This is a genomic window from Thermoproteus thermophilus, from assembly GCF_055392855.1.
On sequence record NZ_AP042466.1, the window covers coordinates 1,054,501 to 1,077,403 of the forward strand.

General features: G+C 58.7%; 26 protein-coding genes. 11 read left to right on the forward strand and 15 right to left on the reverse strand.

Annotated features, from left to right (window positions below; all coding sequences use genetic code 11):
- Nucleotides 1-10: 10 nt before the first annotated feature.
- Nucleotides 11-304 carry a twin-arginine translocase TatA/TatE family subunit gene (locus ACZ5PA_RS06215; protein WP_464929476.1) on the forward strand — a complete coding sequence of 98 codons (294 nt, stop codon included), beginning with the start codon at nt 11-13 and terminating at the stop codon, nt 302-304.
- Here ACZ5PA_RS06215 and ACZ5PA_RS06220 read toward each other — a convergent pair.
- The 4 genes from ACZ5PA_RS06220 to ACZ5PA_RS06235 are packed head-to-tail and all read right to left on the reverse strand — an operon-like array spanning nt 296 to nt 3,479.
- Entirely contained in the window at nt 296-1,093 is a 798-nt protein-coding gene (locus tag ACZ5PA_RS06220; protein ID WP_464929477.1) for a molybdenum cofactor guanylyltransferase, read from the reverse strand. The two genes, ACZ5PA_RS06215 and ACZ5PA_RS06220, sit on opposite strands and share 9 nt — an antisense overlap.
- The gene (locus ACZ5PA_RS06225) at nt 1,090-2,361 is read right to left on the reverse strand and encodes a phytoene desaturase family protein (protein ID WP_464929478.1); all 1,272 of its coding nucleotides are present in this window, start codon (nt 2,359-2,361) and stop codon (nt 1,090-1,092) included. Before ACZ5PA_RS06225 ends, ACZ5PA_RS06220 begins: the two co-directional genes overlap by 4 nt.
- Nucleotides 2,362-2,979 carry a LysE family translocator gene (locus ACZ5PA_RS06230; protein ID WP_464929479.1) on the reverse strand — a complete coding sequence of 206 codons (618 nt, stop codon included), beginning with the start codon at nt 2,977-2,979 and terminating at the stop codon, nt 2,362-2,364.
- Nucleotides 2,976-3,479, reverse strand: a complete 504-nt coding sequence (locus ACZ5PA_RS06235) for a metallophosphoesterase (RefSeq protein ID WP_464929480.1) — start codon at nt 3,477-3,479, stop codon at nt 2,976-2,978. Before ACZ5PA_RS06235 ends, ACZ5PA_RS06230 begins: the two co-directional genes overlap by 4 nt.
- A 185-nt stretch (nt 3,480-3,664) precedes the next feature.
- On the opposite strand from ACZ5PA_RS06235, the gene ACZ5PA_RS06240 reads away from it, so the two are divergent.
- Complete coding sequence (locus tag ACZ5PA_RS06240; protein WP_464929481.1) at nt 3,665-5,122, forward strand: lysine--tRNA ligase; 1,458 nt, start codon at nt 3,665-3,667, stop codon at nt 5,120-5,122.
- Here the strand turns inward: ACZ5PA_RS06240 and ACZ5PA_RS06245 are convergent.
- Together ACZ5PA_RS06245 and ACZ5PA_RS06250 are read right to left on the reverse strand one after the other, a co-directional pair.
- A complete protein-coding gene (locus tag ACZ5PA_RS06245; RefSeq protein ID WP_464929482.1) occupies nt 5,112-6,401 on the reverse strand; it encodes a glycosyltransferase family 2 protein in 1,290 nt (429 codons plus the stop codon). The genes ACZ5PA_RS06240 and ACZ5PA_RS06245 overlap by 11 nt on opposite strands.
- 313 nt (nt 6,402-6,714) lie before the next feature.
- Nucleotides 6,715-8,016: a phosphomannomutase/phosphoglucomutase gene (locus ACZ5PA_RS06250; protein ID WP_464929483.1), complete on the reverse strand. Its 1,302-nt coding sequence runs from the start codon at nt 8,014-8,016 to the stop codon at nt 6,715-6,717.
- 81 nt (nt 8,017-8,097) lie between these two features.
- Between ACZ5PA_RS06250 and ACZ5PA_RS06255 the strand changes: the two genes are divergently transcribed.
- Entirely contained in the window at nt 8,098-9,234 is a 1,137-nt protein-coding gene (locus ACZ5PA_RS06255) for a DUF763 domain-containing protein (RefSeq protein WP_464929484.1), read from the forward strand.
- Between the two features lie 72 nt (nt 9,235-9,306).
- Here ACZ5PA_RS06255 and ACZ5PA_RS06260 read toward each other — a convergent pair whose 3' ends face one another.
- From ACZ5PA_RS06260 to ACZ5PA_RS06280, 5 genes are read right to left on the reverse strand one after another with little or no spacing between them, the layout of a single operon-like run.
- Entirely contained in the window at nt 9,307-9,870 is a 564-nt protein-coding gene (locus ACZ5PA_RS06260; RefSeq protein WP_464929485.1) for a helix-turn-helix transcriptional regulator, read from the reverse strand.
- On the reverse strand, nt 9,867-11,174 hold the full coding sequence (locus ACZ5PA_RS06265) for a hypothetical protein (protein WP_464929486.1): 1,308 nt from the start codon (nt 11,172-11,174) through the stop codon (nt 9,867-9,869). The genes ACZ5PA_RS06260 and ACZ5PA_RS06265 overlap by 4 nt, the downstream gene beginning before the upstream one ends.
- Before the next feature lie 42 nt (nt 11,175-11,216).
- Nucleotides 11,217-11,864: a hypothetical protein gene (locus tag ACZ5PA_RS06270; protein ID WP_464929487.1), complete on the reverse strand. Its 648-nt coding sequence runs from the start codon at nt 11,862-11,864 to the stop codon at nt 11,217-11,219.
- Nucleotides 11,840-12,214 (reverse strand): hypothetical protein, encoded by a 375-nt coding sequence (locus tag ACZ5PA_RS06275; protein WP_464929488.1) that lies wholly within the window; start codon nt 12,212-12,214, stop codon nt 11,840-11,842. The genes ACZ5PA_RS06270 and ACZ5PA_RS06275 overlap by 25 nt, the downstream gene beginning before the upstream one ends.
- Nucleotides 12,214-12,591 carry a RidA family protein gene (locus ACZ5PA_RS06280; protein ID WP_464929489.1) on the reverse strand — a complete coding sequence of 126 codons (378 nt, stop codon included), beginning with the start codon at nt 12,589-12,591 and terminating at the stop codon, nt 12,214-12,216. The genes ACZ5PA_RS06275 and ACZ5PA_RS06280 overlap by 1 nt, the downstream gene beginning before the upstream one ends.
- A 76-nt stretch (nt 12,592-12,667) precedes the next feature.
- Between ACZ5PA_RS06280 and tuf the strand changes: the two genes are divergently transcribed.
- Together tuf and rpsJ are read left to right on the forward strand one after the other, a co-directional pair.
- Nucleotides 12,668-14,002: a translation elongation factor EF-1 subunit alpha gene (gene tuf / locus ACZ5PA_RS06285; RefSeq protein WP_464929490.1), complete on the forward strand. Its 1,335-nt coding sequence runs from the start codon at nt 12,668-12,670 to the stop codon at nt 14,000-14,002.
- Nucleotides 14,003-14,085: 83 nt separating this feature from the next.
- Entirely contained in the window at nt 14,086-14,400 is a 315-nt protein-coding gene (gene rpsJ / locus ACZ5PA_RS06290) for a 30S ribosomal protein S10 (protein WP_464929491.1), read from the forward strand.
- Here rpsJ and ACZ5PA_RS06295 read toward each other — a convergent pair.
- Nucleotides 14,397-15,503: an MFS transporter gene (locus ACZ5PA_RS06295; RefSeq protein WP_464929492.1), complete on the reverse strand. Its 1,107-nt coding sequence runs from the start codon at nt 15,501-15,503 to the stop codon at nt 14,397-14,399. The genes rpsJ and ACZ5PA_RS06295 overlap by 4 nt on opposite strands.
- Before the next feature lie 44 nt (nt 15,504-15,547).
- On the opposite strand from ACZ5PA_RS06295, the gene ACZ5PA_RS06300 reads away from it, so the two are divergent.
- From ACZ5PA_RS06300 to ACZ5PA_RS06320, 5 genes are read left to right on the forward strand one after another with little or no spacing between them, the layout of a single operon-like run.
- Entirely contained in the window at nt 15,548-16,618 is a 1,071-nt protein-coding gene (locus ACZ5PA_RS06300; protein ID WP_464929493.1) for a TIGR04084 family radical SAM/SPASM domain-containing protein, read from the forward strand.
- Nucleotides 16,619-16,638: 20 nt separating this feature from the next.
- On the forward strand, nt 16,639-17,496 hold the full coding sequence (locus ACZ5PA_RS06305; RefSeq protein WP_464929494.1) for a hypothetical protein: 858 nt from the start codon (nt 16,639-16,641) through the stop codon (nt 17,494-17,496).
- A complete protein-coding gene (locus ACZ5PA_RS06310) occupies nt 17,493-17,858 on the forward strand; it encodes a hypothetical protein (RefSeq protein ID WP_464929495.1) in 366 nt (121 codons plus the stop codon). The genes ACZ5PA_RS06305 and ACZ5PA_RS06310 overlap by 4 nt, the downstream gene beginning before the upstream one ends.
- A gap of 26 nt (nt 17,859-17,884) precedes the next feature.
- Entirely contained in the window at nt 17,885-18,502 is a 618-nt protein-coding gene (locus ACZ5PA_RS06315; RefSeq protein WP_464929496.1) for a translin family protein, read from the forward strand.
- Between the two features lie 48 nt (nt 18,503-18,550).
- Entirely contained in the window at nt 18,551-19,807 is a 1,257-nt protein-coding gene (locus ACZ5PA_RS06320; RefSeq protein WP_464929497.1) for an amidase, read from the forward strand.
- On the opposite strand, the gene ACZ5PA_RS06325 is transcribed toward ACZ5PA_RS06320, so the two are convergent.
- From ACZ5PA_RS06325 to ACZ5PA_RS06335, 3 genes are all read right to left on the reverse strand, one after another.
- Nucleotides 19,781-20,569: an MBL fold metallo-hydrolase gene (locus ACZ5PA_RS06325; protein WP_464929498.1), complete on the reverse strand. Its 789-nt coding sequence runs from the start codon at nt 20,567-20,569 to the stop codon at nt 19,781-19,783. The genes ACZ5PA_RS06320 and ACZ5PA_RS06325 overlap by 27 nt on opposite strands.
- An 8-nt stretch (nt 20,570-20,577) precedes the next feature.
- Nucleotides 20,578-21,165: an HAD family hydrolase gene (locus ACZ5PA_RS06330; RefSeq protein ID WP_464929499.1), complete on the reverse strand. Its 588-nt coding sequence runs from the start codon at nt 21,163-21,165 to the stop codon at nt 20,578-20,580.
- 95 nt (nt 21,166-21,260) lie between these two features.
- Nucleotides 21,261-21,686, reverse strand: coding sequence for a universal stress protein (locus tag ACZ5PA_RS06335; protein ID WP_464929500.1), 426 nt, complete (start codon nt 21,684-21,686; stop codon nt 21,261-21,263).
- Between the two features lie 123 nt (nt 21,687-21,809).
- On the opposite strand from ACZ5PA_RS06335, the gene ACZ5PA_RS06340 reads away from it, so the two are divergent.
- On the forward strand, nt 21,810-22,760 hold the full coding sequence (locus ACZ5PA_RS06340; RefSeq protein WP_464929501.1) for an NAD(P)/FAD-dependent oxidoreductase: 951 nt from the start codon (nt 21,810-21,812) through the stop codon (nt 22,758-22,760).
- Nucleotides 22,761-22,903: the final 143 nt, after the last annotated feature.

The following is a 22,903-nucleotide window of genomic DNA, read 5'->3' on the forward strand; positions in this document are numbered from 1 at the left end:
TCTTTCTCTAATGTTGTTGTTCATAACAGGCCAGGACTGGTTGATTATCCTAATTGCTATAGCGATACTGCTCATCTGGGGCCCCTCGAAATTGCCGGCGCTGGCCAGAGGCTTAGGCCAAGCGCTCCACGAGTTCAGAAGGGCCTCCCAAGGTCTAGCGACCTCTGAAGACGAGGACTACAAGAAGCTGTTGGAGGTGGCCAGGAGCCTCGGCATAAACACCGAGGGGAAGACCAAGGAGCAGATCCTCGAGGAGGTCAACCAGAAGGTCAAGGAGATGAACAAGAAGATAACGCTAGGCTGATTTCCTGATCCCCAACGCCTCCTTGAGGGCCCTGGCCGCGATCCCGAGTCTTTTGTTGTCCTCGGCGAGGTCCTCCAAGACGTGGGCGGCCATGGAGAACAGCCCCGCCTCCATGTAAGTCGCGAGCTCTTGCCATAGAACTTCCCTGGAGCCCGTGTCCATATAACGCGCAAGCGGCGGGCTCCACTCTAGCACCAAGTCCTCAGTGAAGGCGTCCCCGGCTACCTCGGCCCGCGGCTCTAGATCCTCTCTGAAGTTCACGTTGTGGAGCTCCTTGGGGGATATCCCGTGCTCCACGACGCTGATGTAGGACACGCGCTCCGACAGCCTGAACACGTCGTCGAGCCTCCCGCGCCTTTTCAGCAGACGATCCGCTATACTCCTCACCGTCCGGGAGTCCGCCTTGAATATATGGGATTCCACGAGGCCGTTGGGGAGGACGAACACGGCGGTGCCCTCGGCCTTGAGCAACTCCGCGAAGGCCCTCTCGGTTATATACGGCGTGTCGCACGGCGCGAAGATCAACGTGTCGTCGAGCTTGAAAGCGGCCGAGACCACTGCGGCTATGGGGCCCGAGAACCTAGGATCGTCCTCTATTATCGGGTAGCCCTTAACCTCGTTCTTGCCGGGGGCCACGAATATCTCGTCCACGAGCCCCCTCGCCGCCTCGGCCACCGCCTCTATCATCGGCCTCCCGCCCAGGGGATACAAGCACTTGTTGACCCAGGGCTCTCCCGGCTTCTGAAATCGCCGAGAGATGCCGCCCGCGAAGATGACCAAGGTGGTCATAGATCCCTCAACGCGGCCTCGGCCGCGTTTAGGCCCGGCGCCCCGTTTATCTGGCCGCCCGGCCAAGTGCCGGCTCCGCCCAAGTAGAGGCCTTTTATGGGCGTTCTGTGCCCCCAGCCGCAGACGGGCCTGCACAACAAAAAGTCGCGAGTCAACGGCAAGTGGTTGACGTAGGCCCCCCTCGCGTTGAAGACCCGCTGGTAATCAGACGGCGTCCATATCTCGAAGGCCTTAGCCCTTCCCACGTTCTCCACGTACGCCTCCAGTAGATGTAGGTCGGGCATCCCCACGGCGGATACCACGTTGCCGTCGACGACCATTTCGCCGAAGGGCAACTGGAATATCGAGTCCTTGTAGGGGGCCAGCCCAGCCCTTAACTTGACAGGCTCCGACAACACCAAGTTGAGCCTATAGGGGCCCATCGTTGGTATGTTCTCGAGCCTGGACCTCACTTCGTCGTCCACGCCCTCCACTAGGTCGAGGAGCGTGTGGACGGGGCTGGCCGTCGACACGACTATCTTCGCCTCGACGATCTTGCCCGCGTCCAGCTCGACGCCCTTGACGGCTCCTCGTTCCGTTATTATCCTCCTAACGCCGACGCCGAGCTCTACGTCGACGCCTAAGCTCAACGCCCTCCAGTAGAGGGCCTTCGCCAACGCTTGAATCCCCCTCTCCCCCCTCCACGTAGGCCGGCCCCACCCCTCCGGCGGGTTGAAATAGGCGAGGACGTAGGCCGGCCCGTCCCAGAGGTGTTCGTAGAGGAACATGGGCCAGAACTCGCGCGGGAGGTACTGCGACAGTATATCCCTCGCTGTCCTCTCGAAGAGCTCCTTTGCCCCCGGGTCCTCGGCCAGCTGCTCCTCGGCGGGAGGTTCGCCGAAGAAATACCTACGCGCCGTCTTGTTCAACGAGACGAGCTTGTCCCAGAACGCCGCGATCTCGTCGCCGAGCCCCCACTGCTTGAACTCCTCGATCCTCCTCGCGGGGTCGCGCCACCATCTGACATACTGTCCGTCCATCTCGTATACGGCTATAGGGTCCGGCACCTCGATGCCTAAATCCAAGCCGATCCGCGCTAAAACTTCGCGGGGCATCACGCCGACGACGTAGGCCCCCACGCCGACTTCCGTCCCGCCCAGCACGTGGTAGCCCGCCATGCCGCCGGGCCACAAGACCTTGTCGAAGACGACGACCTTGAGCCCGGCCTCGGCGAGCCTTATCGCTGCTATGAGCCCGTTGTGCCCAGCCCCAATGACCACCGCGTCCACTTAAGGCTTGACGAGGAGATTAATACCTTGATACACGAAGTATGCGCCGAAGGCCACGAGGGTGGCCGCCGAGAAGATCTTTATGGTCAACCACGTGGCCCCGCTGTTGAGCCTCCAACCGGCCCTCACGGCGGCTGGGAACGAGATTATCCACGTCGTTATCGCGGAGAAGAGGCCGAGAGCCCAGTAGACGCCGAAGGAGCTTATGGAGCTGAGGCCCACGGTCAACCACCAGCCCAGCTGATAGGGGTTCAACAGCCCGAGAGAAAGCCCCAAGAGATATCCCTTGAGCGCCCTGTCGCCTGCCTTATTGCCGGCGTTTTCGGGAGGGCGGGATGTCGCGATTCTATACGCTATATAAAGAAGGAAGAAAGAGCCGGCGAAGTATATAATAGCGGTATATCTAGAACTAACGGCTGCTAGCAACTCCCGATAGAGCAATAGAGTGACGACCATGAAGATGAAATCGGCCGTCATGGCGCCAGCCCCTACGGCGGTCCCGTGCCTCAACCCCTTGAGGGCCCAAGCGGCTATGAGCGCGTTCATGGGGCCTGGCGGGACAGCTAGGCTGTAGCCCAAGAGGAGCCCGGCGGCCAGCTGGGCGAGGGATTGGCTCATACCTCGACCACTTCGGCCTTCAGCTCTGCCACGTTGAGGACGATCGCTGTGCTCCTCCCGGTCAAACAGCCGCAGAGCTCGCCCGGATTCAACACAAGGGCCCTCCCCACGCGCCGCACGTCGACCCTGTGCGTGTGCCCGTAGACGACTACGTCGAACATGCCGGATCTTATCATGGCCTCGGTCAACAGATCCGAAGTGCCGTGATAGACGCCGATCTTCTTCCCGTCGACCTCAACAGACCCTGCATAGCCCATTATCTCGACGCCGAACTGCGAAGCGACTTTCTGGAAATACAAAAGCTCGCCCTCGTTGTTCCCCCACACTCCCACTATCTTGACTCCGTCTCCCAACGCCTCCCTCAAGGCCTTTGCGCTGAAGGGAGCCACCCAATCGCCGGCGTGTATCACTAAGCCCACTCCCCTATTTCTGAAAAGCCCGGCGACGCGCCTTATCGCGTCCACGTCGTCGTGGCTATCCGATATAATTCCTACCAACATGTCTTAGAAATTGTAGTTATATATTAGTCTTGGCGTGTCACATAGCCTATCTCTTTTCCGGTAATCTGCGCGCGGTCTTGTTCTCGCCACCTCTAGGCGGATTTCTCTCGACCATTACGTACCGCCGCAGCTAACGAGCTATTGTCCGGGCGATAGCTGATTTTTTATAGAGCCCTCTACAGGCCATGGAGTCCAAGGTCGCCGAGTGGCGCAAGCTGATACTGAACCTCAGAAGCGCCGGCATCGAGCCCTTCCCTCACGGCTTTAAGATCACCCACACGGTTAGAACGCTCAACGAGTTGAGGAGACAAGCCCTCCTCGACCCGTGGGTCGGGACCTCGGTGACCACCGCGGGCAGAGCCACCGACATACGCAGACATCCCAACGTCGTCTTTATCGACATCTACGAGGACGGGGCGAGGTTCCAGATCATGGTAGACCCCAAGGAGCCCATGTTGGAGTACATTTGGAGGGGGGACTACGTCGGAGTCTCCGGCGTTTTGGTCAAGACCCAGAGGGGCGACTACGCCGTGAGGGCCGAGCGGCTCTACCTCCTAGCAAAGGCGGTCCAGCCCTTGCCCGAATGGGGCAAAGTCGACAGGGAGTCGCCCTTCTACATGCGCCACCGCGCCGTGTCTATGGTACTCGACATACAACTGCGCTGGAGGGTCTACGCGAGGGCTCGGCTCATCCAAGCGTTCCGCGAGGCCTTCTGGAGACGCGGTTTTATCGAGATCCCGACCCCCGTCCTCCAGCCAATATACGGCGGGGCCGCGGCGAGGCCCTTCACTACGCACATATGGGCCATCGACGAGGATTGGTACCTCCGCATATCCCCGGAGCTCTACCTCAAGCGCTACATCATCGCGGGGTTCCCCAAGGTGTTCGAGATCGGGCCGCAGTTCCGCAACGAGGACATAGACGCCTTGCACAACCCAGAGTTCTGGTCCCTCGAGGCGTATCAGGCATACGCCGATTATAAGGACATGATGAGGCTCATGGAGGAGACCACCTACGAGGCGCTCCAAGCCGCCGTGGGGACGGCGGTGGTGAGGTACGGAGGGGCCACCATAAACTTCTCCCCGCCTTGGAGGCGGATAACCCTGCACGACGCGTTGCGCGAGTTCGGCGGCGTGGACCCGGATAAGCTGACCGACGACGATATAAAGGACAAGTTGAGGGAGTTGCAAGTTCCTCTGAAAGTCTACAACCGCGGCATAGCTTTGGTGAAGCTCTTCGAGAAGTTGGTGGAGAAGAAGCTGGTGGAGCCCACTATAGTATACGACTACCCGGAGGAGTCGACGCCTTTATGTAAACCTCATAGGGAAAAGCCGGGGCTCGTGGAGCGTTTCGAGGCCTTTGCGGGGGGCCACGAGTTGGCCAACGCATATACGGAGTTGAACGACCCGGTGAAGCAATACGACTTCTTTAGAAGGGAGGAGGAGCTGTTCCCCAAGGACGAGGCGCATCCGTTGGACTACGACTTCGTAGAGGACCTCTCCTTCGGGATGCCCCCGACCGGCGGGATAGGCATCGGGATAGACCGCTTGGCCATGATAGCGACTGGCGCCGAGTCCATAAAGGACGTAATCGCCTTCCCCATAGTGGCCCGGAGGGAGCTCTCGGATAAGGCTAACTCTTGACCAAGTAGAGGCCGTATAGCAACACTAGCAAAAGCGCCAACGCGCTGAACGCGAAGGTCCACATGTGGGCTAACAGAGCCGAGGCGAACACCGCGGCGACGGCGCCGGTGTACGCTAGCTCGGGCGCAAGGCTCTCCTTGAAGGCTAGTTGGCTGGATCCCTTCGGGGTGACCCTCCAGGTCACGGCGTCGCGGAAGAGGCCCAACACCATGTAGACGAACGCGGTTATGTCGATAATTAGAGACATAACGCCGTTCTGGGCCGCTATAGCCAAGGACTCGAGTAAGCCGTAGCCCTCCCGCCTCGCCAACAACACCACGTGCCAGACGAGGGCCAACGTGGCGAGGCCTAAGATAGCCTCGAGGATCGCCACCGGCAAAGGCGGTATTATATAGCCAGTGTAGGCCGCGGCCAGCCCGACTATAGGCAGGAATATCGTCGTCGTGACCAAGAGCGGGTGTTGTATTATGTTGAGGGCTAAGCTGAGCTTACGCCTCAGCGGTAACCGCGACTTCAACAGTTTTAACATATATTTACGCGCTATGTAGGAAGAGTTGAACACCCATCTCGCGAATTGTTTTCTGAAGGCGAAGTACGTCGACGGTATCTCGACCACGATGGGCGCCCCGCCGTCGTACACTATCCGGCCCCCCGCGAGGAGGACTTTCAACGATATGTCGTAGTCGTCGGCTACGCAGTCGCAGAAGCCGCCGGCCCTTTTCAGAAGCGGTTTCTTGATCGCTATGCCGGAGCCCAAGGCCAATATGAGATCCCCCGAGAGCGCCCTCCCCAGATACGCGCCGTATAGGAGTAAGTACCTATAGACGAACTTGAGGAGTTTGCCTAGCTTCGTGAAGAGCGTAATATAGCCGTCCCAGCCGAGGAACAAGAGCGTCGAGTCGTCCACTTGGGCGGCGACCCTCTTGGCTATGTCCCGCGGTATTCTGCTATCGACGTCGAGAAACACCAACACGTCGTACTTGGCGATATCGACGGCCCAGTTGAAGGCGGAGCCCCTATATCTCCCCCCGCCGACCCTCCTGACGGCGCGCGCGTCCAGCCCTAAGTCCTTGGCCGCCGATTCGACGAGGGCCTTTATCTTGGCGAAGGTCGAGGGCTCGTCGTCCGACACGAATAGGATCTCGAACGCGTCTCTCGGGTAGTCCAAGTCCGAGAAGCGTAGTAACATCCCCTCTATCACCTCCAACGGCTCGTTCTTTATGGGAACGATGAACGATATGGGGACCGGGTCCTCGAGCGCTATCTCTCTAAAAGTCATACTCTTTCTTAATACTGTTCTATAATATCTAATAAATTGAATAATTAGTAAAATATCAAGAAATAATAAAATTGAATATATTGAATAAATTATAAGGATATCTGATGGAGTCACGTGTGGCGCGTTGGGGCCCTTGCATCCCTCGATTAGGTTGCTCGAGTTAATGCACTTCGCGATCCCGCTCAAGTTCTGCGATGTGCTTATGTTGTAGAGAATGTTAGTAAAGTTTCCTAGAAGTTTGCTGACGTTAGGGAGGGTGATATTGCTTAACGACAGCAGAGGCACACGGATAATCCCCGGGCAAAATAAATCATCACGCGAGGCCCAAACGGCCTAGGCTTTCCCTCAGCCGGCCGAGCTCCGCGCCGCCGCGCGCCTCCAGCTTAACGCGGATCAAGGGCTCCGTGTTGCTGGGCCTCACGAGGATCCTCCCGCCGTCTCTAAACCTGATATCAACGCCGTCGCTCTCCAGCACCTCGACGCCTTGCATTGACCTAGCGGCGGATCTGACCTTCTCCATCACGGCTCTTTGATCCTCTACGCGTATATCCAAACGCTCCTCGTACACCTTAGGCGCCTCAGCCAAGACCTCGTCGAGAGTTCTGCCGATGGACCTAGCCACGTCTAGGACCTTAAGCGCTGTGTAGATGCCGTCGTCGAAGTAGTAATGCTCCTTGAAGCCCACGTGGCCCGAGTACTCGGCCCAGAACAAGGCGTTGGCCCTTATAGCGGTCGACTTCTGGAAGCTGTGGCCGACCCTCTCGCGCACGACCTTCACGCCTCTCTCCTCGGCGGCTTTCTCGAGGTACAAGGGCATAGTGACGTCGACCACCACCACGTCGCCGGGCTTCGCGTAGTGCTCTATGAGCGTATATGCTATCTTCTCGGCCCTGAAGATCTCGCCCTTGGCCGTCACCAAGCCGACGCGGTCGCCGTCGCCGTCCAGCGCGATGCCGCAATCGAGGCCCTTCGACTTGACGAGCTCTACCAGTTGCCTCAAGTTCTCCGGCCTTTCAGGGTCGGGGGGATGCGCCGGGAATCTGCCGTCGGGAATCCCGTTTATGGTATAGACGCTCTTGAAGAGGCGTTTGAGCAGAGGGCGTAGCACCACCCCAGCCGCGTTGGCCGGATCGAAGCCTATGGATAGGTCGAACTCGCCGAACGTGTTCTCCACGTATTGGAAGTAGCGCTCCTTGACGTCTTGGACGAGCACCAGGCCTTTTTGGCCCGCAGGGGGCTCCTCCAAGAGCGACTTAAGCCTCTGTAGCTCCTCGGAGGTTAGGTCGATCCCGCCCTTGTGCATGACCTTGAGGCCGTTGTACTCCGGAGGGTTATGGCTAGCTGTTATCATCACGGCGGGCTCGTAAAAAACGCGGGAGGCGAAATGGGTCATGGGCGTCGTCACGTTGCCGAGTAGCTCTACGTCGGCTATAGGCAGTAGGCCCGATATGAGGTGCCTTAAGACGTCCGGCGAGTGGGTGCGCACGTCCATGCCTATCAAGACCTTCCCTCCGCCAAAGAACTTCCCCACCGCATAGCCGATCTGCCTCAAGAGGTCCGGCGTTAGCTCTTTGCCGTAGACGCCCCTTATGTCGTACGCCTTGAAGACCGACACGTAGTTTGACGCGCCGCGGTTTTAATGTCTTCCCGCCCCCTGTCGACCGCTAGATTTATAGGCAAGGGGGCGAATACACACGTGGAGCTGAAGGGCTACGCGGATCTGCCCTTGCATACAGGTCACGTGCCGCCTTGGCTTTTGGCCAGGATGAGAAAACTTTCTACTCTATTGCTCAGGATCATGTACGACCTATGGGGCGAGGAGGGCATCCTCGTCAGGCTGGCGAGCCCCGTCTTCTTCCAGGCCGTGAATGATCTCATCGGCATGGACTGGGACTCCAGCGGGAGCACTACGGTGACAACCGCCGTGTTGAAATACGCCATGGAGGAGGCGGACCTCCCTATAAGGATAGCCGGAGGCAAGGGCGAGCGCGCCTTGAGGACTCCGCAAGAGCTCAAGGCCATAGCCGAGCGCTGGGGCCTCGACTGGGAGGCCCTCGTCGAGGCGTCGAGGTTGACGGCCAAGGTCGACAACGCCCTCGTCCAAGACGGCTATTCCATATACCACCACGCCTTTATCGTCACGGAGAGGGGCAGATGGGCCGTGGTACAACAAGGCATGAACCCCTCAAGCAGAATGGCCAGGAGATACCACTGGCTCCAGACCGAGAAATTCTTCGACGACCCCCACAGCGGAATAATGGGGAAGCGCGCCGGAGCTGTCTTGAACTTGGCCTCGTCGAGGAGCTCCGCCAACAGGGCGACTATAATGGACTTAGTCGCCTCGGGGCCCGAGAAGGTGGCACGGGACCTCGCGCTCTTGATGGGCCAGACCACGCTGACGGGCACCACGTATTATCACCCCTACGTGGACAGGAAAAAGCTCAGAGAAGAAATAGGGGATCCGAGGCACCTGGCGTACTCTATACCGAGGGACGTCGCGAGCTTCAAGGAGCTCGTATTGAGCAGAGGGGTCGGCCCCAAGACTCTCAGAGCTCTGGCGCTAGTGGCCGAGCTGGTCTACAGATCGCCAGCCGACTGGAACGACCCAGCTAACGTGGATCCCTTCAAGTTCTCGTTCGCAGTGGGCGGCAAAGACGGCGTTCCCTACCCGGTGGACAGAAGGACCTACGACGAGCTCATATCGTTGTTGGAGGCCATGGTTGAGGCGGCTAGGAGGAGCGGCGAGAGAGGGATCTACGGCTATCTCGCATCGCTGGCCGCTAAGTCCGCCTCCTGGAGCCCGCCCTCCGAGTACAAGAGGCCTACATTATAACGCGCCCCCGAAAGGTCGGTCCAAGGTATGATGTCTAGAGCCCCGCAGAGGCTTGTAGGAAAAAAGGAGGGTTTACCTCCTCCTCAACAACACGAAGACGGCCGCCACTATGACGACGACTAGGGCGGCTCCAAGGGCCCAAGTCGGGCCGAGCGCGGAGCCTCCGGCTGCCGATGTCTGGCCGGCCGAGCTGGTTGTCGTGGTCTGCGTTGCCGCGACCGTCTGGGCGGCCGACGCCAGCTGGACGCCTATTACGTAATAGGAGATTCGTACATCGCCGGGCTCCACCTCAGCGTAGATCCCCGTCTTGTTGACGGCTATTAGGCGGTACCTGGGCATATCCTGGGGCATAATACCCGGCGGAATTATCACCACGGCCGGCTGGTCGAGATTAAGCGATATTTCGTAGACCCCGCTGGAGTTGATATACGCCGGCACGTACTCCACGTATGCGGGGGCCCCGTCTTGTAGAACGTAGATCCTGCCGCCGTACGCTAGCGCGGGCAGCGGCGCACCTCCGGCCGAGAAGGCCGCAATGGCCGAGGCGTTGGGCGCCGGCATGCTGATGTTGGCGAAAGCGCCGGGCGCCAGTATTAATACCAAGATAGGCGGTATAGTCAAGTTCAGTATTATCATGGACTTCCGCCGCCGGGCGTCTTGGTGGTTTTGTTCGTCGCAGTTTGAGACCCGGTAATTTGTAGCGACCCGGACAAACCATTCTCTAGTTCTGCGATGTAGTTATTCAACATTTTAATAGAATAAATATTTCTAAATATAGAGAGACCACCATATAAGTTTATGAACGTTCTCAATTCTCGCAACATTGAATTAATCTTATCCATAGGCATCATCACGCCCCTCCTTGTCTTATTGGCATAATACTGCCAGTCGAGGAGTTTGACAAGCTCGCAGATAGTGCCGTATTTCAGCTGGAGGGCCGTGGCGTTGACGCCGAGTTTAAGACTGGCTAGTATGTTAGTTAAATTGAGGTCTATGCACAACGCCACCACGTTGGGGTCGAGGCCCCGCATGCCCATTATGGCCTCGTAGACGTTCTGTTCAACGCCGGCCGCGCCTCCTACAGCGTTGAGAGCTCTGAGGACCTCCAAGGCCTTTTCGTGATATGTAATTGCTTCTTGCACCTTCAAGATCGCCGTCTTGCTCGCATTGGCCTCCTCGAGTATGCGCAGAGTCGCGTTGAGGTATGCCAACGCCCTCTCCACGTTGGATATGGCGATCCCGATGCCGACGGTGTCGTTGAGGGCGGACGTCAAGTTCGCCGCGGCTTTCTCTCTGATGCCCGCGAGTCCGCCGTTTTCGCCCAAGTACGACAGAGCTTGTGCAACCTCCTCATGCATGCGCGCCGCGATCGCAAGCCGCTCCGCCGCCGTCTTGTTCGCGCCGACTTTATCCAAGAGCGCAGCTATCTCCTTGAGCAACGCGGCGACCTTCATGTTAGCCTCGGCGGCCTCCCTATAGCCTCTATCCGCGGCCACGGCCTTGGTGGCGTTGTCTAAGCCCAGCCCCTCCAAGGGCCTTAGATATCTGTCGAGATTCTTCATAGCTTGATCTCTCGCATCTTTCAGCTTCTGGAACACGGCCTTCGCTTGGGTTATGTTAAGGCCTAATTTTTTCAACTCTCCTGTGCCCACTGCAGGGGCGAAGACTACCTTATTACCGCTGGCGGCCGTGGCGTTCAGCGAACAGTAGGGGACTGTCAACTTAACGCCCGAGATGGTCACCGAGAGGTTACCGGTCGCTTGCGCCTCAGCTATTAGCTGAGTGGCGTTCTGGCCCGATGCGTATGCTAGATAGTTCACTAGTGCGTACCACTTAATTGCAATGTCGGGAGGACAATTGGGCGCCGCAGCATGGGCGCTTGGGATCAACAACGCCGCGGCTATTATTATTGTTATTATAGGTATGAATTCGACCTTCATGAGCCCAGGTCGAGCAAGGGTTTAAGTCGAATTCCATGGAAACTACGCGGGAACGACGTCTTGCTCTCTATTTCCCATATGGTGAACGACCGCATTGGCGAAATCGACGTAGCGCTCGTCGGATAGCAGCTTGTAGTAGGCCTCGTCTATGTTTATACTAGTCAGGAGGAGGTCTATATACTCCACTATATATCCCACGAGCTCCCTCTTCTGTTCCGCGTCTAGGAAAACCCAGAAGTTGGCAGCAAGTTCCAGGGGCGTCGGAACGGGGGCTCCGCACACGACAGAGTCCTTGCCCCAATAGCCCACGGCCAAGGAGGGCGTCGGCGGTCGTTGCACCGGCGATAGGAATAAGGAATCCCATTGGCGTAGGTCCACTGATTGGAAGACCTTCGCCTTGACGACTAGCCCCGCCAGCTTGGCGGTAGCCAGAGCCCTCTTCCTCAGATCCTCGAGGGAGCCGTAACATACCCACTTGTCGGGTCTGTTGTGGTACAAGGCCAATAACGGCTCGAGCAACCAGCCCAAGGCGCCCAGATCCACCAGAGCTCCTCTACAGACCTCCTCGGGTATGGGCAAATAGAACGGGGTAGCCCTTTCGCTGATCGCGTCCGCCAGATCGGCGCAAGCCTCCACACCGGCTCGCACAGAGGCCGTGGCGAGTATTAAATCCTCAGCGCTCCGCCGCATAGGCAGTCGGCCTCCTCGCAGAGGTCCGTCTTAGAGCAAGTCAAGGCTATGAGGCGGACGCCCCTCGGAGGAGGGATTGGGCCTTTTATGTAGAGGACCACGTCTGCGCTAGAGAGCAGAGGCCCCAAGTCTCCGGAGGCGTGGACTACGTACACGTCGCCGTACAGCTCGGGGGGTACGCCTGAGAAGTCGGAGACGGCGACGCCTCCCACCCTCTTGGCCACGGCCACGGCCTCCGCGGGCGGGCCTACGACGACCCTCTTGAAGGGGTTCTTCGCCGACGAGGAAAAGACGAGGAAGTCGGCGCCCAGTTCCTCATCACCCTTCGGCGTTGCGGGTCCTCTCCACACTATTTAACTGCTATAACGGCTATTTCAACTAACACGTCCCTCGGCAATCGGGCCGCTTGCACCGTGACTCTGGCCGGCGGCTTGTCCTTGAAATACTCGGCGTAGACTTCGTTGAACTGGCCGAAGAGCGACATATCCGAGAGGAACACGAAGGCCATGGCCACGTCGGATAGGCCGTAGCCCGCGGCCTCCAATATCGCCTTTATGTTCTCGAGCACGCGCCTCGTCTGCTCCTTTATATCCCCCTTGACCACATCGCCGGTTCTCGGGTCCACGGGTATTTGGCCTGATACGAAGAGCATGCCGCCGACCTTTACGGCTTGGCTGTAGGGGCCTATGGGCTCGGGGGCGGACTTGGTGTGGACCACCTCCTTCATGGCGCCTAGAGGCGCCTCCGTTTTTAAGCTTCGTCGCGCTGGCTATAAGTTTAAATATAGTTGCTTTAGACCCGCCATGCCGTCGATAATATTAAACCCGAAGCCATCGGCGTTGCAGAAGCCCCACATCAACTTAGCGGTCATAGGCCACGTGGACAACGGCAAATCGACGTTAACGGGCCGAGTGCTCTACGAGACGGGCTACGTGGACGAGAAGGGCTTCAAGGAGATCGAGGAGATGGCCAAGAAAATGGGCAAGGAGGACTTCGCCTTCGCTTGGATCCTCGACCGCTTCAAGGAGGAGCGCGAGCGCGGCGTGACCATCGAGGCGACGCACGTGGGCTTCGAGAGTAACAAGTACTTCCTCACGATTATCGACTTGCCGGGCCACCGCGACTTCATCAAGAACATGATCGTGGGCACCAGCCAAGCCGACGCTGCTTTGTTGGTCATATCTGCACGTCCGGGCGAGTTCGAGACCGCCATCGGCCCACAAGGACAAGGCCGCGAGCACCTCTTCTTGGCCAAGACGTTGGGCGTGAACCAGATCATAGTGGCCGTTAACAAGATGGACGTCGTCAACTACGACCAGAAGCGCTTTGAGCAGATAAAGGCCGAGATAGTCAAAATGCTCAAGATACTCGGCTACGATCCCAACAAGGTGCCCATAATACCTGTGAGCGCCATCAAGGGCGATAACGTGAAGGTTAAGTCCCAGAACATGCCCTGGTACAACGGCCCGACCCTTCTTGAGGCCTTCGACATGTTGGAGCCGCCGCAGAGGCCAGTCGAGAAGCCGCTGAGGTTGCCGATCCAAGACGTGTTCTCGATCACCGGCGCCGGCACCGTCGTCGTTGGCCGCGTCGAGACCGGCGTCATAAGGCCGGGCGACAAGGTCGTGGTGATGCCGCCGGCCAAGGTCGGCGATGTCCGCTCGCTGGAGACCCACCACATGAAGCTCGACGAGGCTAAGCCGGGCGACAACATAGGCGTTAACCTCCGCGGTATCGAGAAGGAGGACGTAAAACGTGGCGACGTGCTCGGCAAGGTGGACAACCCGCCCACCGTGGCCGAGGAGATAGTGGCGCGTATAATCGTGTTGTGGCACCCCACTGCAATAGGGCCCGGCTATGCCCCTGTAATGCACGTGCACACCGCGACGGTGCCCGTACAAATAACCGAGCTCATATCCAAGTTGGACCCGAGGACCGGCCAGACCATCGAGCAGAAGCCCCAGTTCATAAAACAGGGCGATGTCGCCATGGTCAAGCTCAAGCCGCTGAAGCCCGTCGTGGTCGAGAAGTTCAGCGAGTTCCCGGCGCTCGGCCGTTTCGCCCTCCGCGACATGGGCCGCACGATCGCGGCTGGCCAAGTGGTTGAGATAAAGCCTGCGCAAGTACAGATAAAGTAATCCTTTTTGTTGACGCAGAGCTTCGACTCCTCTTTTGCTTCAACGGTTTTCAAAACTTATAAAACCCATGATCCTTAGAGGGCATGATCGCAAAGAGGAAGGTCAGGATAAGGCTATACGGCACTAACTACGCAGACTTGGAAAACGTGGCGAGGGAGATCGTGGACATAGCCGAGAAGATGGGCGTTGAGGTGAGCGGCCCGATACCGTTGCCCACTAGGAGGCTCATGGTGGTCACCAGGAAGGCCCCTTCGGGCGAGGGCTATCACACCTTCGAGCATTGGGAGATGCGAATACACAAGAGGTTGATAGATATAGAGGCCAACGATAGGGTCATAAGAAGGTTGATGACCATAAAAGTCCCCGATACCGTCAAGATCGAATTGCAGTTGATCTAACGGGCCACCACGGTCATTACAATAACCGCCGCCGCTAGAGCTGCTACGAAGGCGTAAAGATAGGCGTATAGCTCCCCCACCGTGAAGAGGAAGCCCATGGCTATGTTCGACGCGAAGAGGCCGAAGCTCCTCCCCGCAGTCAAGGCGCCCATAGATATGCCCATTTCCTTCTCCTCTGACAACGAGGCGACTATGTACGGCTCTAGCGTCTCTACGACGCCTATGGAAAGGCCCATCAACGCCGAGGCCGCGAGGTAGAACTGCAGGGGACCGCCCAGCCCGAACATGAGGCTGGCCACAGCCGCAGTTAAATACCCCGCGAAGGCCAACGTCTTGTAGCCTGTCGATTTTACGGAGCCTACGAGCAAGCCGACTACCGCCGAGACAGCCATGTAGAGCCCATAAGCCAACACGGACGCCACATCGGAGCCGGTGTGTAGGAATATGCTCAATATCGGGAAGCCGAAGCTGTAGTATGTAAAGCCGAAGAGGGCTGAGGAGAGGGCCAGAGCAGTGATCTTGAGGCTGGGCGGCCTCGGCCTAAGCCCGTTGCTCCTTTCGCCGGCCTTGACGAAGACGAGGAACAGAGTGGACGCGGCGAAGAACGGGAGAGTGATCAAGTACGCGGTCGCAAAGCCGTACCCGGCTTGCAACAAGGCAGCCATGATCAGAACGGAGGCCACCCCGCCGCCTATGTCGAGCGCGTGTAGCAACCCAAACGCCTTCTTCCTCTCGGCCTCTCTGGCTACTTCGACTAACATAGCCCGCCTCGCAGGCGTTCTGAAGTTCCTCGACCACCAGCCCGCCATGAACAACAACGGCGAGAGCACAGGCGAGTTGGCGATGGCGGTGAAGGACATAAGCGATATGAGGGAGTTCCCGACTATCGCCACCTTCTTTCTGCCGTATTTATCGGCCGCATAGCCTCCCAACAACCCCACGAGGGCCCCGCCGCCGTAGTTAAGGGCCTCTATTATGCCGTATATATACATCGGCAACTTGAGGGCAACCACCAAGAGGAGGGGCAAGAGGGCTATGGCGCCCTGGTAGCCGAGGTCCGCGAAGAACGCCGAGAGGGATATCTTCCAGACCTCCTTGTTCATATGACCGCCGCGTTTTGTTAATTAAAAGTAATATCGGGAGGCGAGTGCTCTGGTTCCTCTTGACCACGGGGCAGTGCAATTTGAAGTGCAAGTATTGCGGAGGCTCGTTCGACCCGCGCCATTCGCCGTGGTCGGTCCAATACAGCCTCGAGGAGCTCAAATCGTTTTTGTTGAAGGACGAGGGTCCCGTAGTCTTCTTCTACGGCGGCGAGCCCCTCCTGAACCCGCGTTATATAATGGAAGTGATGGACTCGATAAGGGCGAAGAGGTGGGGGATCCAGACCAACGGCCTCTTGGCCAAAAGCCTTCCGCCCGAGTACTGGAGGAGGTTCGACGTGGTCCTCCTCTCCATAGACGGCGTGGAGGAGGTCACCGACGAGTATAGAGGCAAGGGCGTGTACCGCGCCGTTTTGAAGACCCTGAGGTGGCTCAAGGACGAGGTCAAGTGCGATTGCGACGTAGTGGCCAGGATGGCCGTGGGCAAGAGGAGCGACATATACAGAGACGTTACCCACTTGCTCTCGCTCGGCTTCGACAAGGTCCATTGGCAACTAAACGTCGTGTGGACAGACGAATGGGGGCCCGACGAGTTCCTCGAGTGGGCCTTGTCCAGCTATCTGCCAGGTCTGGCCAAACTACGCGATTTGTTCCTAGACGAGGCGCGGAAGGGCCGCCTGCTCGGCATAGTGCCCTTCTTGGGGATATACCGGGCGTTGTTGATAAGGCCGTTCGACTGGGTCCCGTGCGGCGCGGGGAGGCGCGCCTTCGCGGTGAACACCGACGGCCGAATCCTCGCTTGCCCTATAGCCGTCTCCGAGAAGTGGGCTACCGTAGGCGACGTGAAGAGGGGGCTTATCAAGGCGAGCCTCAAGCTCGACGATAGGTGCTCGAGGTGCGAGTACAAGCACGTATGCGGCGGCAGATGCCTATACGCGCACTTCGAGAAGTACTGGGGCGATAGGGGCTTCGACGCCGTCTGCGAGGTCACCAAGAAGAGCATCAAGATCCTCGAGGAGGGCGCGCCCGTGCTCAAGGAGCTCATGGACAAAGGGGTGATAAGGCGTGAGGACCTCGACTACGAGCCGACGCTCGACTCCACTGAGGTCATTCCATAAATACGGGTCCAGTAAATTCCGTGAGGACGCGCGCGACCCTCGCCTTGTTGTTCCTGGCGGCCGTGTTGGGATCACTACCGTATATGACGGCTCCCTCGCAAGCGTCTCAACAAACACTATCTGCGCCTCCCTACTCGTCCTCCAATACGGCGGGGGCGGCTGTCTACAACGTTGGGCTTTTCGTGGGCCTGGCCGCCGTCGCCACTGCGTTTATTTACTTTGTGATGAGGCACAAGAAGTTTTTCAACGTCTTTATAGCAGCGGTCTGGTTCTTGGTGATAACCGGCGTGTTCTGGGCCTTCGCAGTGGAGTACTACTCGTGCGGGCTTCTGCCGGCTACAATCGCCGAGGCCTTGCTTTACGCGCCGCTCGTAGCCGCCCCCGTCGCGATCTACTCCATCTTCAAGTGGAAGTGGGACGCAATAGTGGCGGTCTTCAGCGCCTTGGCGGGCGCCATGGCCGTGTGGATGTTGCCGCACGTCACAGTCTTGGCGCTCCTCATCGCTTTGCCCGTCTACGACCTCGTCATGGTTTACTGGGGGCTTCTGGGCAAAATAATAAGGAAGGCCAAGGAGGAGCTCCCGCCCGGACCCCGAGGAGCGCCGCCCAAGGAGCCCCCTCTGTTGGGGCTCATGGCTAAGGTGGGCGATATCTCGGTGGGATCCGGCGACTTCTTCGCATACGCGATGGCCCTCACGTATTTAGGGGTTAAGTACTCGCCTCTTGGCCCGCTCGCGTCGCTAGGGGCCATGGCCTCGGGGCTTATGTTAATATACGCCGGCTTTCGCCTAACCGTGGAGCTGTTGTTGAAGCGATACGGCTATGCGCCCGCGTTGCCGATACCACTGGCGTTGGTCATGCCCCTCTTGTTGTTATGACTTTGGAGGAGCTCGTCTTGGCAGTTCTCTCGAAATTCGGCGTGATGGACCTCAAGTCGATAATCGCTGCGTTTGTCCTGTTAAGGGAGGAGGCCAAGGTGCCCGACGTCCCTCAGCCGGGCCGGAGGTTGTCTATGCCGCAGTTGTTGCCCGTCATAGAATCGTTGATCAGCAAGGGATATGTCGCCGTGTATCAAGAACTGGGCTCGAGCGTAGTTAAATATACGTTGACCAAACTGGGCGAGGAGGCGGCCGCTAAGATCCAGATAAAGGGCTTGGACGAATTGGCCAAGAAGTACCAGTTCCAGTACGTCCCGTTGCCCTTCGTGGTCATGTTGAGGTACCCAGAATACTGGCAATAGTTTTATAAAAACGTCGAGTTGGTGCCGTGCTCGACGTGGAGAGGCTCTACAAGGAGCTGAGGGCATACGAGGAGGCGAGGGAGCGGGTGATCCAGACGTCTATCAGAGTGACGAGGCTCAGCAAATCGGTTATATACTCGCTGATAAGAGGCGATGCGGAGGCCGCGGAGAGGCACCTCAAGGACATGGAGGCCGTCGCCGCGGAGCTAAAGGACCTCGTGGCCAAGTACCCCATGTTCTACAACAACGGAGCGCAAGGGCTGCAGGAATACGTCGAGGCCTACTCATTTTGGCTCTTCTTAAAGGAGGGGAGAGTCCCGAGCCCAGAGGAGCTCGGCGTGGACGTCATGACGTACCTCATGGGAATTGCCGATATAGCCGGCGAGTTGGGAAGAAGGGCTAACGAGGAGCTTGTTAAAAAGAACCTAAAAGCCGCCGAATCGCTGAGGGCGGCCGTGGAGAGGCTGTACTTAGATATGTTGGCCCTCGAGCCTAGGGACTTCGAGCTCCGGAAAAAAGTCGACTATATCTCCAATCAAGCCAACTGGATTTCCGAGAAATTATTTTATGCCTCCACGTGCCGCCAGATGTATGAAATACGTCAAGGAGTTGATCAAGGAGCTGGGTCTGGGGGAGGCAACTGAGGAAGTCGAGAGGCAAGTGGAGTCGATATTGAAAGGGCTAGGGCTTATATGATAAAGGAAATAGTCGAGAGGAACCTGGCCGATCCCGCCTCCATCGTGAAGGCGGCCGAGGAGGCGTTGAGGGCCGCCGAGGCCGACGACCACAACTACTTCTTGGCCCTCGACAGATCCCTCCCTCTGAGGGCCCAGTCGCTCTCAATCCGAAAGGGGCGCCTCCTCGGGCTCATAGTGGCGGTCAAGGACAACATAGACGTAGAGGGCTTCGCGACGACGAACGGCGCGCCGTACGCCAAGTCGACGCCCGACCGCACGGCCTCAGTGGTCAAGGCCCTCGAGGCCGAGGGGGCCCTTATCTTGGGCAAGACCAACATGCACGAGCTGGCCTTGGGGGCGACCAACATAAACCCGCACTACGGCCCCGCGCGGAACCCGCGCGATCCGTCGAGGATAACGGGGGGATCCTCGGGCGGCTCGGCAGGCGCTGTGGCTCTAGGAATAGCGCATTTAGCGCTGGGCACCGACACGGGGGGCTCTGTCAGAATCCCCGCCGCCCTTTGCGGAGTAGTCGGCTATAAGCCCCCATACGGCGCCTTCCCGCTAGATGGCGTAAGGCCTCTGGCGCCCACTCTGGACCACGTGGGCTTCTTCACCAAGTCGGTCTCCGATATGGCGTACCTCATGGAGGTCCTCAAGGGCATCAAGGCGGAGCCCTTGGACCGCTTCCGTTTCGCAGTGCTCAAGGGCATAGCCGAGGTCGACGACTACGTGGATAAGGCCTTCTGGAGGGCCGTCTCGGCGTTGGAGAAAGCGGGCGGCGAGCGCTTCGAGGTCCCGGTCGACGTCCGTCGTTTCTCCTACGCGAGAGCCGCCATATTGTTGGCGGAGGCGGCCGCGGTGAACTGGAGCTATCTCAAACAACACGAGCGGTCCATGGGCCGCGACGTGGCGTCTCTGCTAAAGACCGGCGCCTCTTTGCCTGCGCCGGCCTATATAAAGGCCCTCGAAGTACAGAGGGAGGCCAAATCGTATTTCCGCTCCCTGTTGAGGAAATACGATGTATTAGTCACGCCAACCACGGCTATAGCGGCGCCGAAAATAGAAGAGGCCGACTCCATATCTGTGAGGCCCAAGCTCTTGGCTTTCACCGAGCTTTTCAACTTGACGGGGCTACCCGCTATCTCAGTGCCTGCCCCCGCGCCGGGCCTACCTGTGGGCGTCCAGCTGATCTCGTCCGACGACGAGAAACTCCTCTCAGCCGCCTTGTCCTACGAGGAGGCCCTAGGCGCTTTGCAACAGCCCTATTAGGGTCTGCCAGACAAAGAAGCTGTAGAGGAGGCCGCCTTTATTGGCCGCCTTCGCCGCGTTCTCGTCGACTCTCCTCAGCTCCGCCAAGAGCTCCTCGGGCCCTCCGCCTCTGCCCTTGACCGCCGAGGCGGCCTCGCGCCAAGCCTTTATCTGCTCAGCGTGTACCCTCAAGAGGTCCACATCCTCGGTGCAGGCGAAATGCGGGAAGCACAACATCTTGGCCCCTATGGAGACGACTTTTCTCAATGACTCCACGTATAGGTCGTACTTAAAGGGCGGCGGCGTCGTCGGGAATATGGCCTTTATCTCGGGCACGTAGACCCCGGCGCCGTCCCCAGTAAATAAGACGCCCTCGTCTCTGAAATAGAACATCACGTGATGAGGCGCATGGCCCGGCGTGAAGTACACGTCAACAGCGTCGAGGAGCCTATCTCCATCCCTCAACGGCCTCACGTCGCGGGCAGGCTTAGGCTCGCCGAAGAGATCAGCTATGGGGCCCAGCACTTCCTTGGTGGATTGCCAAAGCCTCGACGGGTCCGCCAAATGTTTGATGTATTTCTCATGCGCGTATACAGGCTTACCCAAATGGCCCGCCGAGCCGCAGTGGTCGTTGTGTATGTGAGTGCATAACACGTGGTCGACGTCGATGGGAGGGATCGAGTTGGGCGGTCCTGGATCTATCGCGATTCTCGACCCGCCTATGTCAAGGATGTATGTCGTCACGATGTGGTTCCCCTGGACGTATCTCTTCACGAAGTCCATGTCGTCTGTTATGAGTTTATATATAGGAGCTCCCTCAAGGACCTCACGAACATAACGCCGTCCTTGCAAGGGCGGGCCATCCTCGCCAAGCAAATCGGCCTAGCCCCTGCCGCGATCGCCATATCGACGTCGTATATGCTGTCGCCGACCACGACCATGGAGCTCGTCGGCACGCCGAAGACGCGTGATACGACGTAGAGGGGGTCGGGATTCGGCTTTCCTTTCTCGACTTCGTCGCCTCCTAGGACGAAGTCTACCGCTATGCCTACTCTTCTTAATATCTCCCTCGCCAACACGCCGCTGGAGGACGTGACGACCGCTATGGGCCTAGGCAGAAGGCCCAAGGCGTCCACGTCGGGATAGGGCCTCACCTCCTCTATATGCCTCTCAAGGAAGTATTTGATCTTGAGCCGCGCCAGCTCCTGCGCCTTGCCGGGGGCAAGGCGTCTAGCTATTTCGGTGGCCGGCAACCCCATCAACGGCCTTACCTCCTCCTCATTTACCCTAACGCCGAGCTCGGCGAGAGCGTCCACCCAAGCCCTCACGTGCGCGTCGACGGAATCCACGAGAGTGCCGTCGAGGTCGAACACGTACACGAAGCCCGAGAAAAGAGGAGTTTATAACGACGATTTCAGCGGCCTATCAACTCCTCACCGCTAGGGGCCCGGTTCCTCATCACCCTTCCGCCGAATCACTTGACCACCAAGACGGGCTTGTTAGAGTGGGTCACGATCCCCGTCGAGACGCTTCCTAGGAGAACCCTCTTTATCGTCGAGAGGCCCCGGCTGCCCGTGATGATTAGATCCGCCCCTATCCTGTCCGCGTATTCCACAACGGCGTTTGCAGGATCGCCCTCCAACAACGCCGTTTCCACTTGCACGCCCTCCGATCTCGCCTTGGCCTCTGCGTCGTTGAGATCCGCCTTGGCCTTATCTCTCATAGAGTCTATCACATCCGCCGGGACGGGCCCTATCGAGAGGCTTAATATAGTCGCCGTGTCGACCACCTCCACTATGTATATCTTCGCGCCGTACTTCTTGGCGATGTCGATGGCGACCTCGAGGGCCTTCTTGGCGTGTTGGGAGCCGTCGTATGCCACCAGAATTCTCTTGAACATGTACTTATCGGTGTACTTATTAATATCTATTCTTCGCGTCGCCGCAAGGCGCTCGCCTCGCCGCGGCCTCCTCCGCGCGCCCGCGGGCTACACGCGCTTAAATACACGGCCGCGGTGAGCTCCATGGTCAGAGTGTTGGGCCTCGGCCCGTCGGGCGCCGCGCTAGGCTCTGCGCTGGGCTCCGCCATAGCAGTGGACCCCAACAAGCGCTACTACAAGGCTTGCGGCGAGGCGGTGCCCGTCGAGACGCCCTTTGTTTCGCGCGAGTTCGTGGTCGACGTAGTTAGGAGATATCGCTTCTTCCTCGGCGAGGGGCAAATCGGCGAGGTCTCCTACAGTAGGCCTAGGTGGTACATAGTAGATAAAGCCGCTTGGGTGGAGTCGCTCAGAGCAAGCATAAGGCCCGGCGAGGACGACGGCGTGGTCGTGGACGCGAGGGGCCCCTACGCGAGCCGCGGGGGCAAACTGATCGTGGCGATGGCATACGTCGAGGGCGTGAGGAGGGACGACGAGACAGCCGATTTCATATTCCCTCGAGGCTTAACGGGGTTCTTCTGGGTCTTCCCCCACGGCGGCGTGTACAACGTAGGCGGAGGCTTCCTCGGAGTGGACAACCCAGTTCCGCTGGTCGAGGAGTTCGTGTCGAAGCTGGGCGGGAGGATAAGGCTCATCAAGGGCGCTCCGCTGACCGTGATGCCCGAAGTGGACCTCGGCTCGGAGGGGCGCTACAAGGTGGGCGAGGCCGCAGGGTTGGTCTATCCCTTGACGGGCGAGGGGATAAGACCCGGCGTGATCTCGGCGTTGGCCCTCGCCGAGTCCTTGAGGACTAAGAGGCCGTTAGACGAATACAAGAGGAGGATGGCGCCAATCATCAGGCAGATACAGTTGCAGAGGAGGTTGCTCCGGCTGGCGTCTAGGTTAGTCTCAAGCGGAGGCGGCATATCGCTACTCGCCGAGGATGCGCTGTTGCGCGATTATATAGAGGAGGAGCTCTCGGCGCGCGGCTTGTTCTTGGCCGCGGCGAAGAGGCCTCTGGCGGCCGCCAAGCTCGTGGCGGCGTTGTTGAGGAGGTGATGCGCGGGCCTTGCCCTATATCTCAATCGGCCGCCGGCCTTGCCCTCTGGGCGGTTCTCGGGGTTCCGCACGATGGTATATTCATCGATGCGCATTCTCGTCCTGCCCCTCTCACCGCGATGAAGTATCCGCGCTCAAAGGCT

Coding starts and splice junctions, on each gene's coding strand:
- ACZ5PA_RS06215 (WP_464929476.1), top strand. CDS start 11: ATGTTGTTGTTCATAACAGGCCAGGACTGGTTGATTATCCTAATTGCT.
- ACZ5PA_RS06220 (WP_464929477.1), bottom strand. CDS start 1,093: ATGACCACCTTGGTCATCTTCGCGGGCGGCATCTCTCGGCGATTTCAG.
- ACZ5PA_RS06230 (WP_464929479.1), bottom strand. CDS start 2,979: ATGAGCCAATCCCTCGCCCAGCTGGCCGCCGGGCTCCTCTTGGGCTAC.
- ACZ5PA_RS06235 (WP_464929480.1), bottom strand. CDS start 3,479: ATGTTGGTAGGAATTATATCGGATAGCCACGACGACGTGGACGCGATA.
- ACZ5PA_RS06240 (WP_464929481.1), top strand. CDS start 3,665: ATGGAGTCCAAGGTCGCCGAGTGGCGCAAGCTGATACTGAACCTCAGA.
- ACZ5PA_RS06245 (WP_464929482.1), bottom strand. CDS start 6,401: ATGACTTTTAGAGAGATAGCGCTCGAGGACCCGGTCCCCATATCGTTC.
- ACZ5PA_RS06260 (WP_464929485.1), bottom strand. CDS start 9,870: ATGATAATACTGAACTTGACTATACCGCCTATCTTGGTATTAATACTG.
- ACZ5PA_RS06265 (WP_464929486.1), bottom strand. CDS start 11,174: ATGAAGGTCGAATTCATACCTATAATAACAATAATAATAGCCGCGGCG.
- ACZ5PA_RS06270 (WP_464929487.1), bottom strand. CDS start 11,864: ATGCGGCGGAGCGCTGAGGATTTAATACTCGCCACGGCCTCTGTGCGA.
- ACZ5PA_RS06280 (WP_464929489.1), bottom strand. CDS start 12,591: ATGAAGGAGGTGGTCCACACCAAGTCCGCCCCCGAGCCCATAGGCCCC.
- tuf (WP_464929490.1), top strand. CDS start 12,668: ATGCCGTCGATAATATTAAACCCGAAGCCATCGGCGTTGCAGAAGCCC.
- rpsJ (WP_464929491.1), top strand. CDS start 14,086: ATGATCGCAAAGAGGAAGGTCAGGATAAGGCTATACGGCACTAACTAC.
- ACZ5PA_RS06295 (WP_464929492.1), bottom strand. CDS start 15,503: ATGAACAAGGAGGTCTGGAAGATATCCCTCTCGGCGTTCTTCGCGGAC.
- ACZ5PA_RS06310 (WP_464929495.1), top strand. CDS start 17,493: ATGACTTTGGAGGAGCTCGTCTTGGCAGTTCTCTCGAAATTCGGCGTG.
- ACZ5PA_RS06320 (WP_464929497.1), top strand. CDS start 18,551: ATGATAAAGGAAATAGTCGAGAGGAACCTGGCCGATCCCGCCTCCATC.
- ACZ5PA_RS06325 (WP_464929498.1), bottom strand. CDS start 20,569: ATGGACTTCGTGAAGAGATACGTCCAGGGGAACCACATCGTGACGACA.
- ACZ5PA_RS06335 (WP_464929500.1), bottom strand. CDS start 21,686: ATGTTCAAGAGAATTCTGGTGGCATACGACGGCTCCCAACACGCCAAG.
- ACZ5PA_RS06340 (WP_464929501.1), top strand. CDS start 21,810: ATGGTCAGAGTGTTGGGCCTCGGCCCGTCGGGCGCCGCGCTAGGCTCT.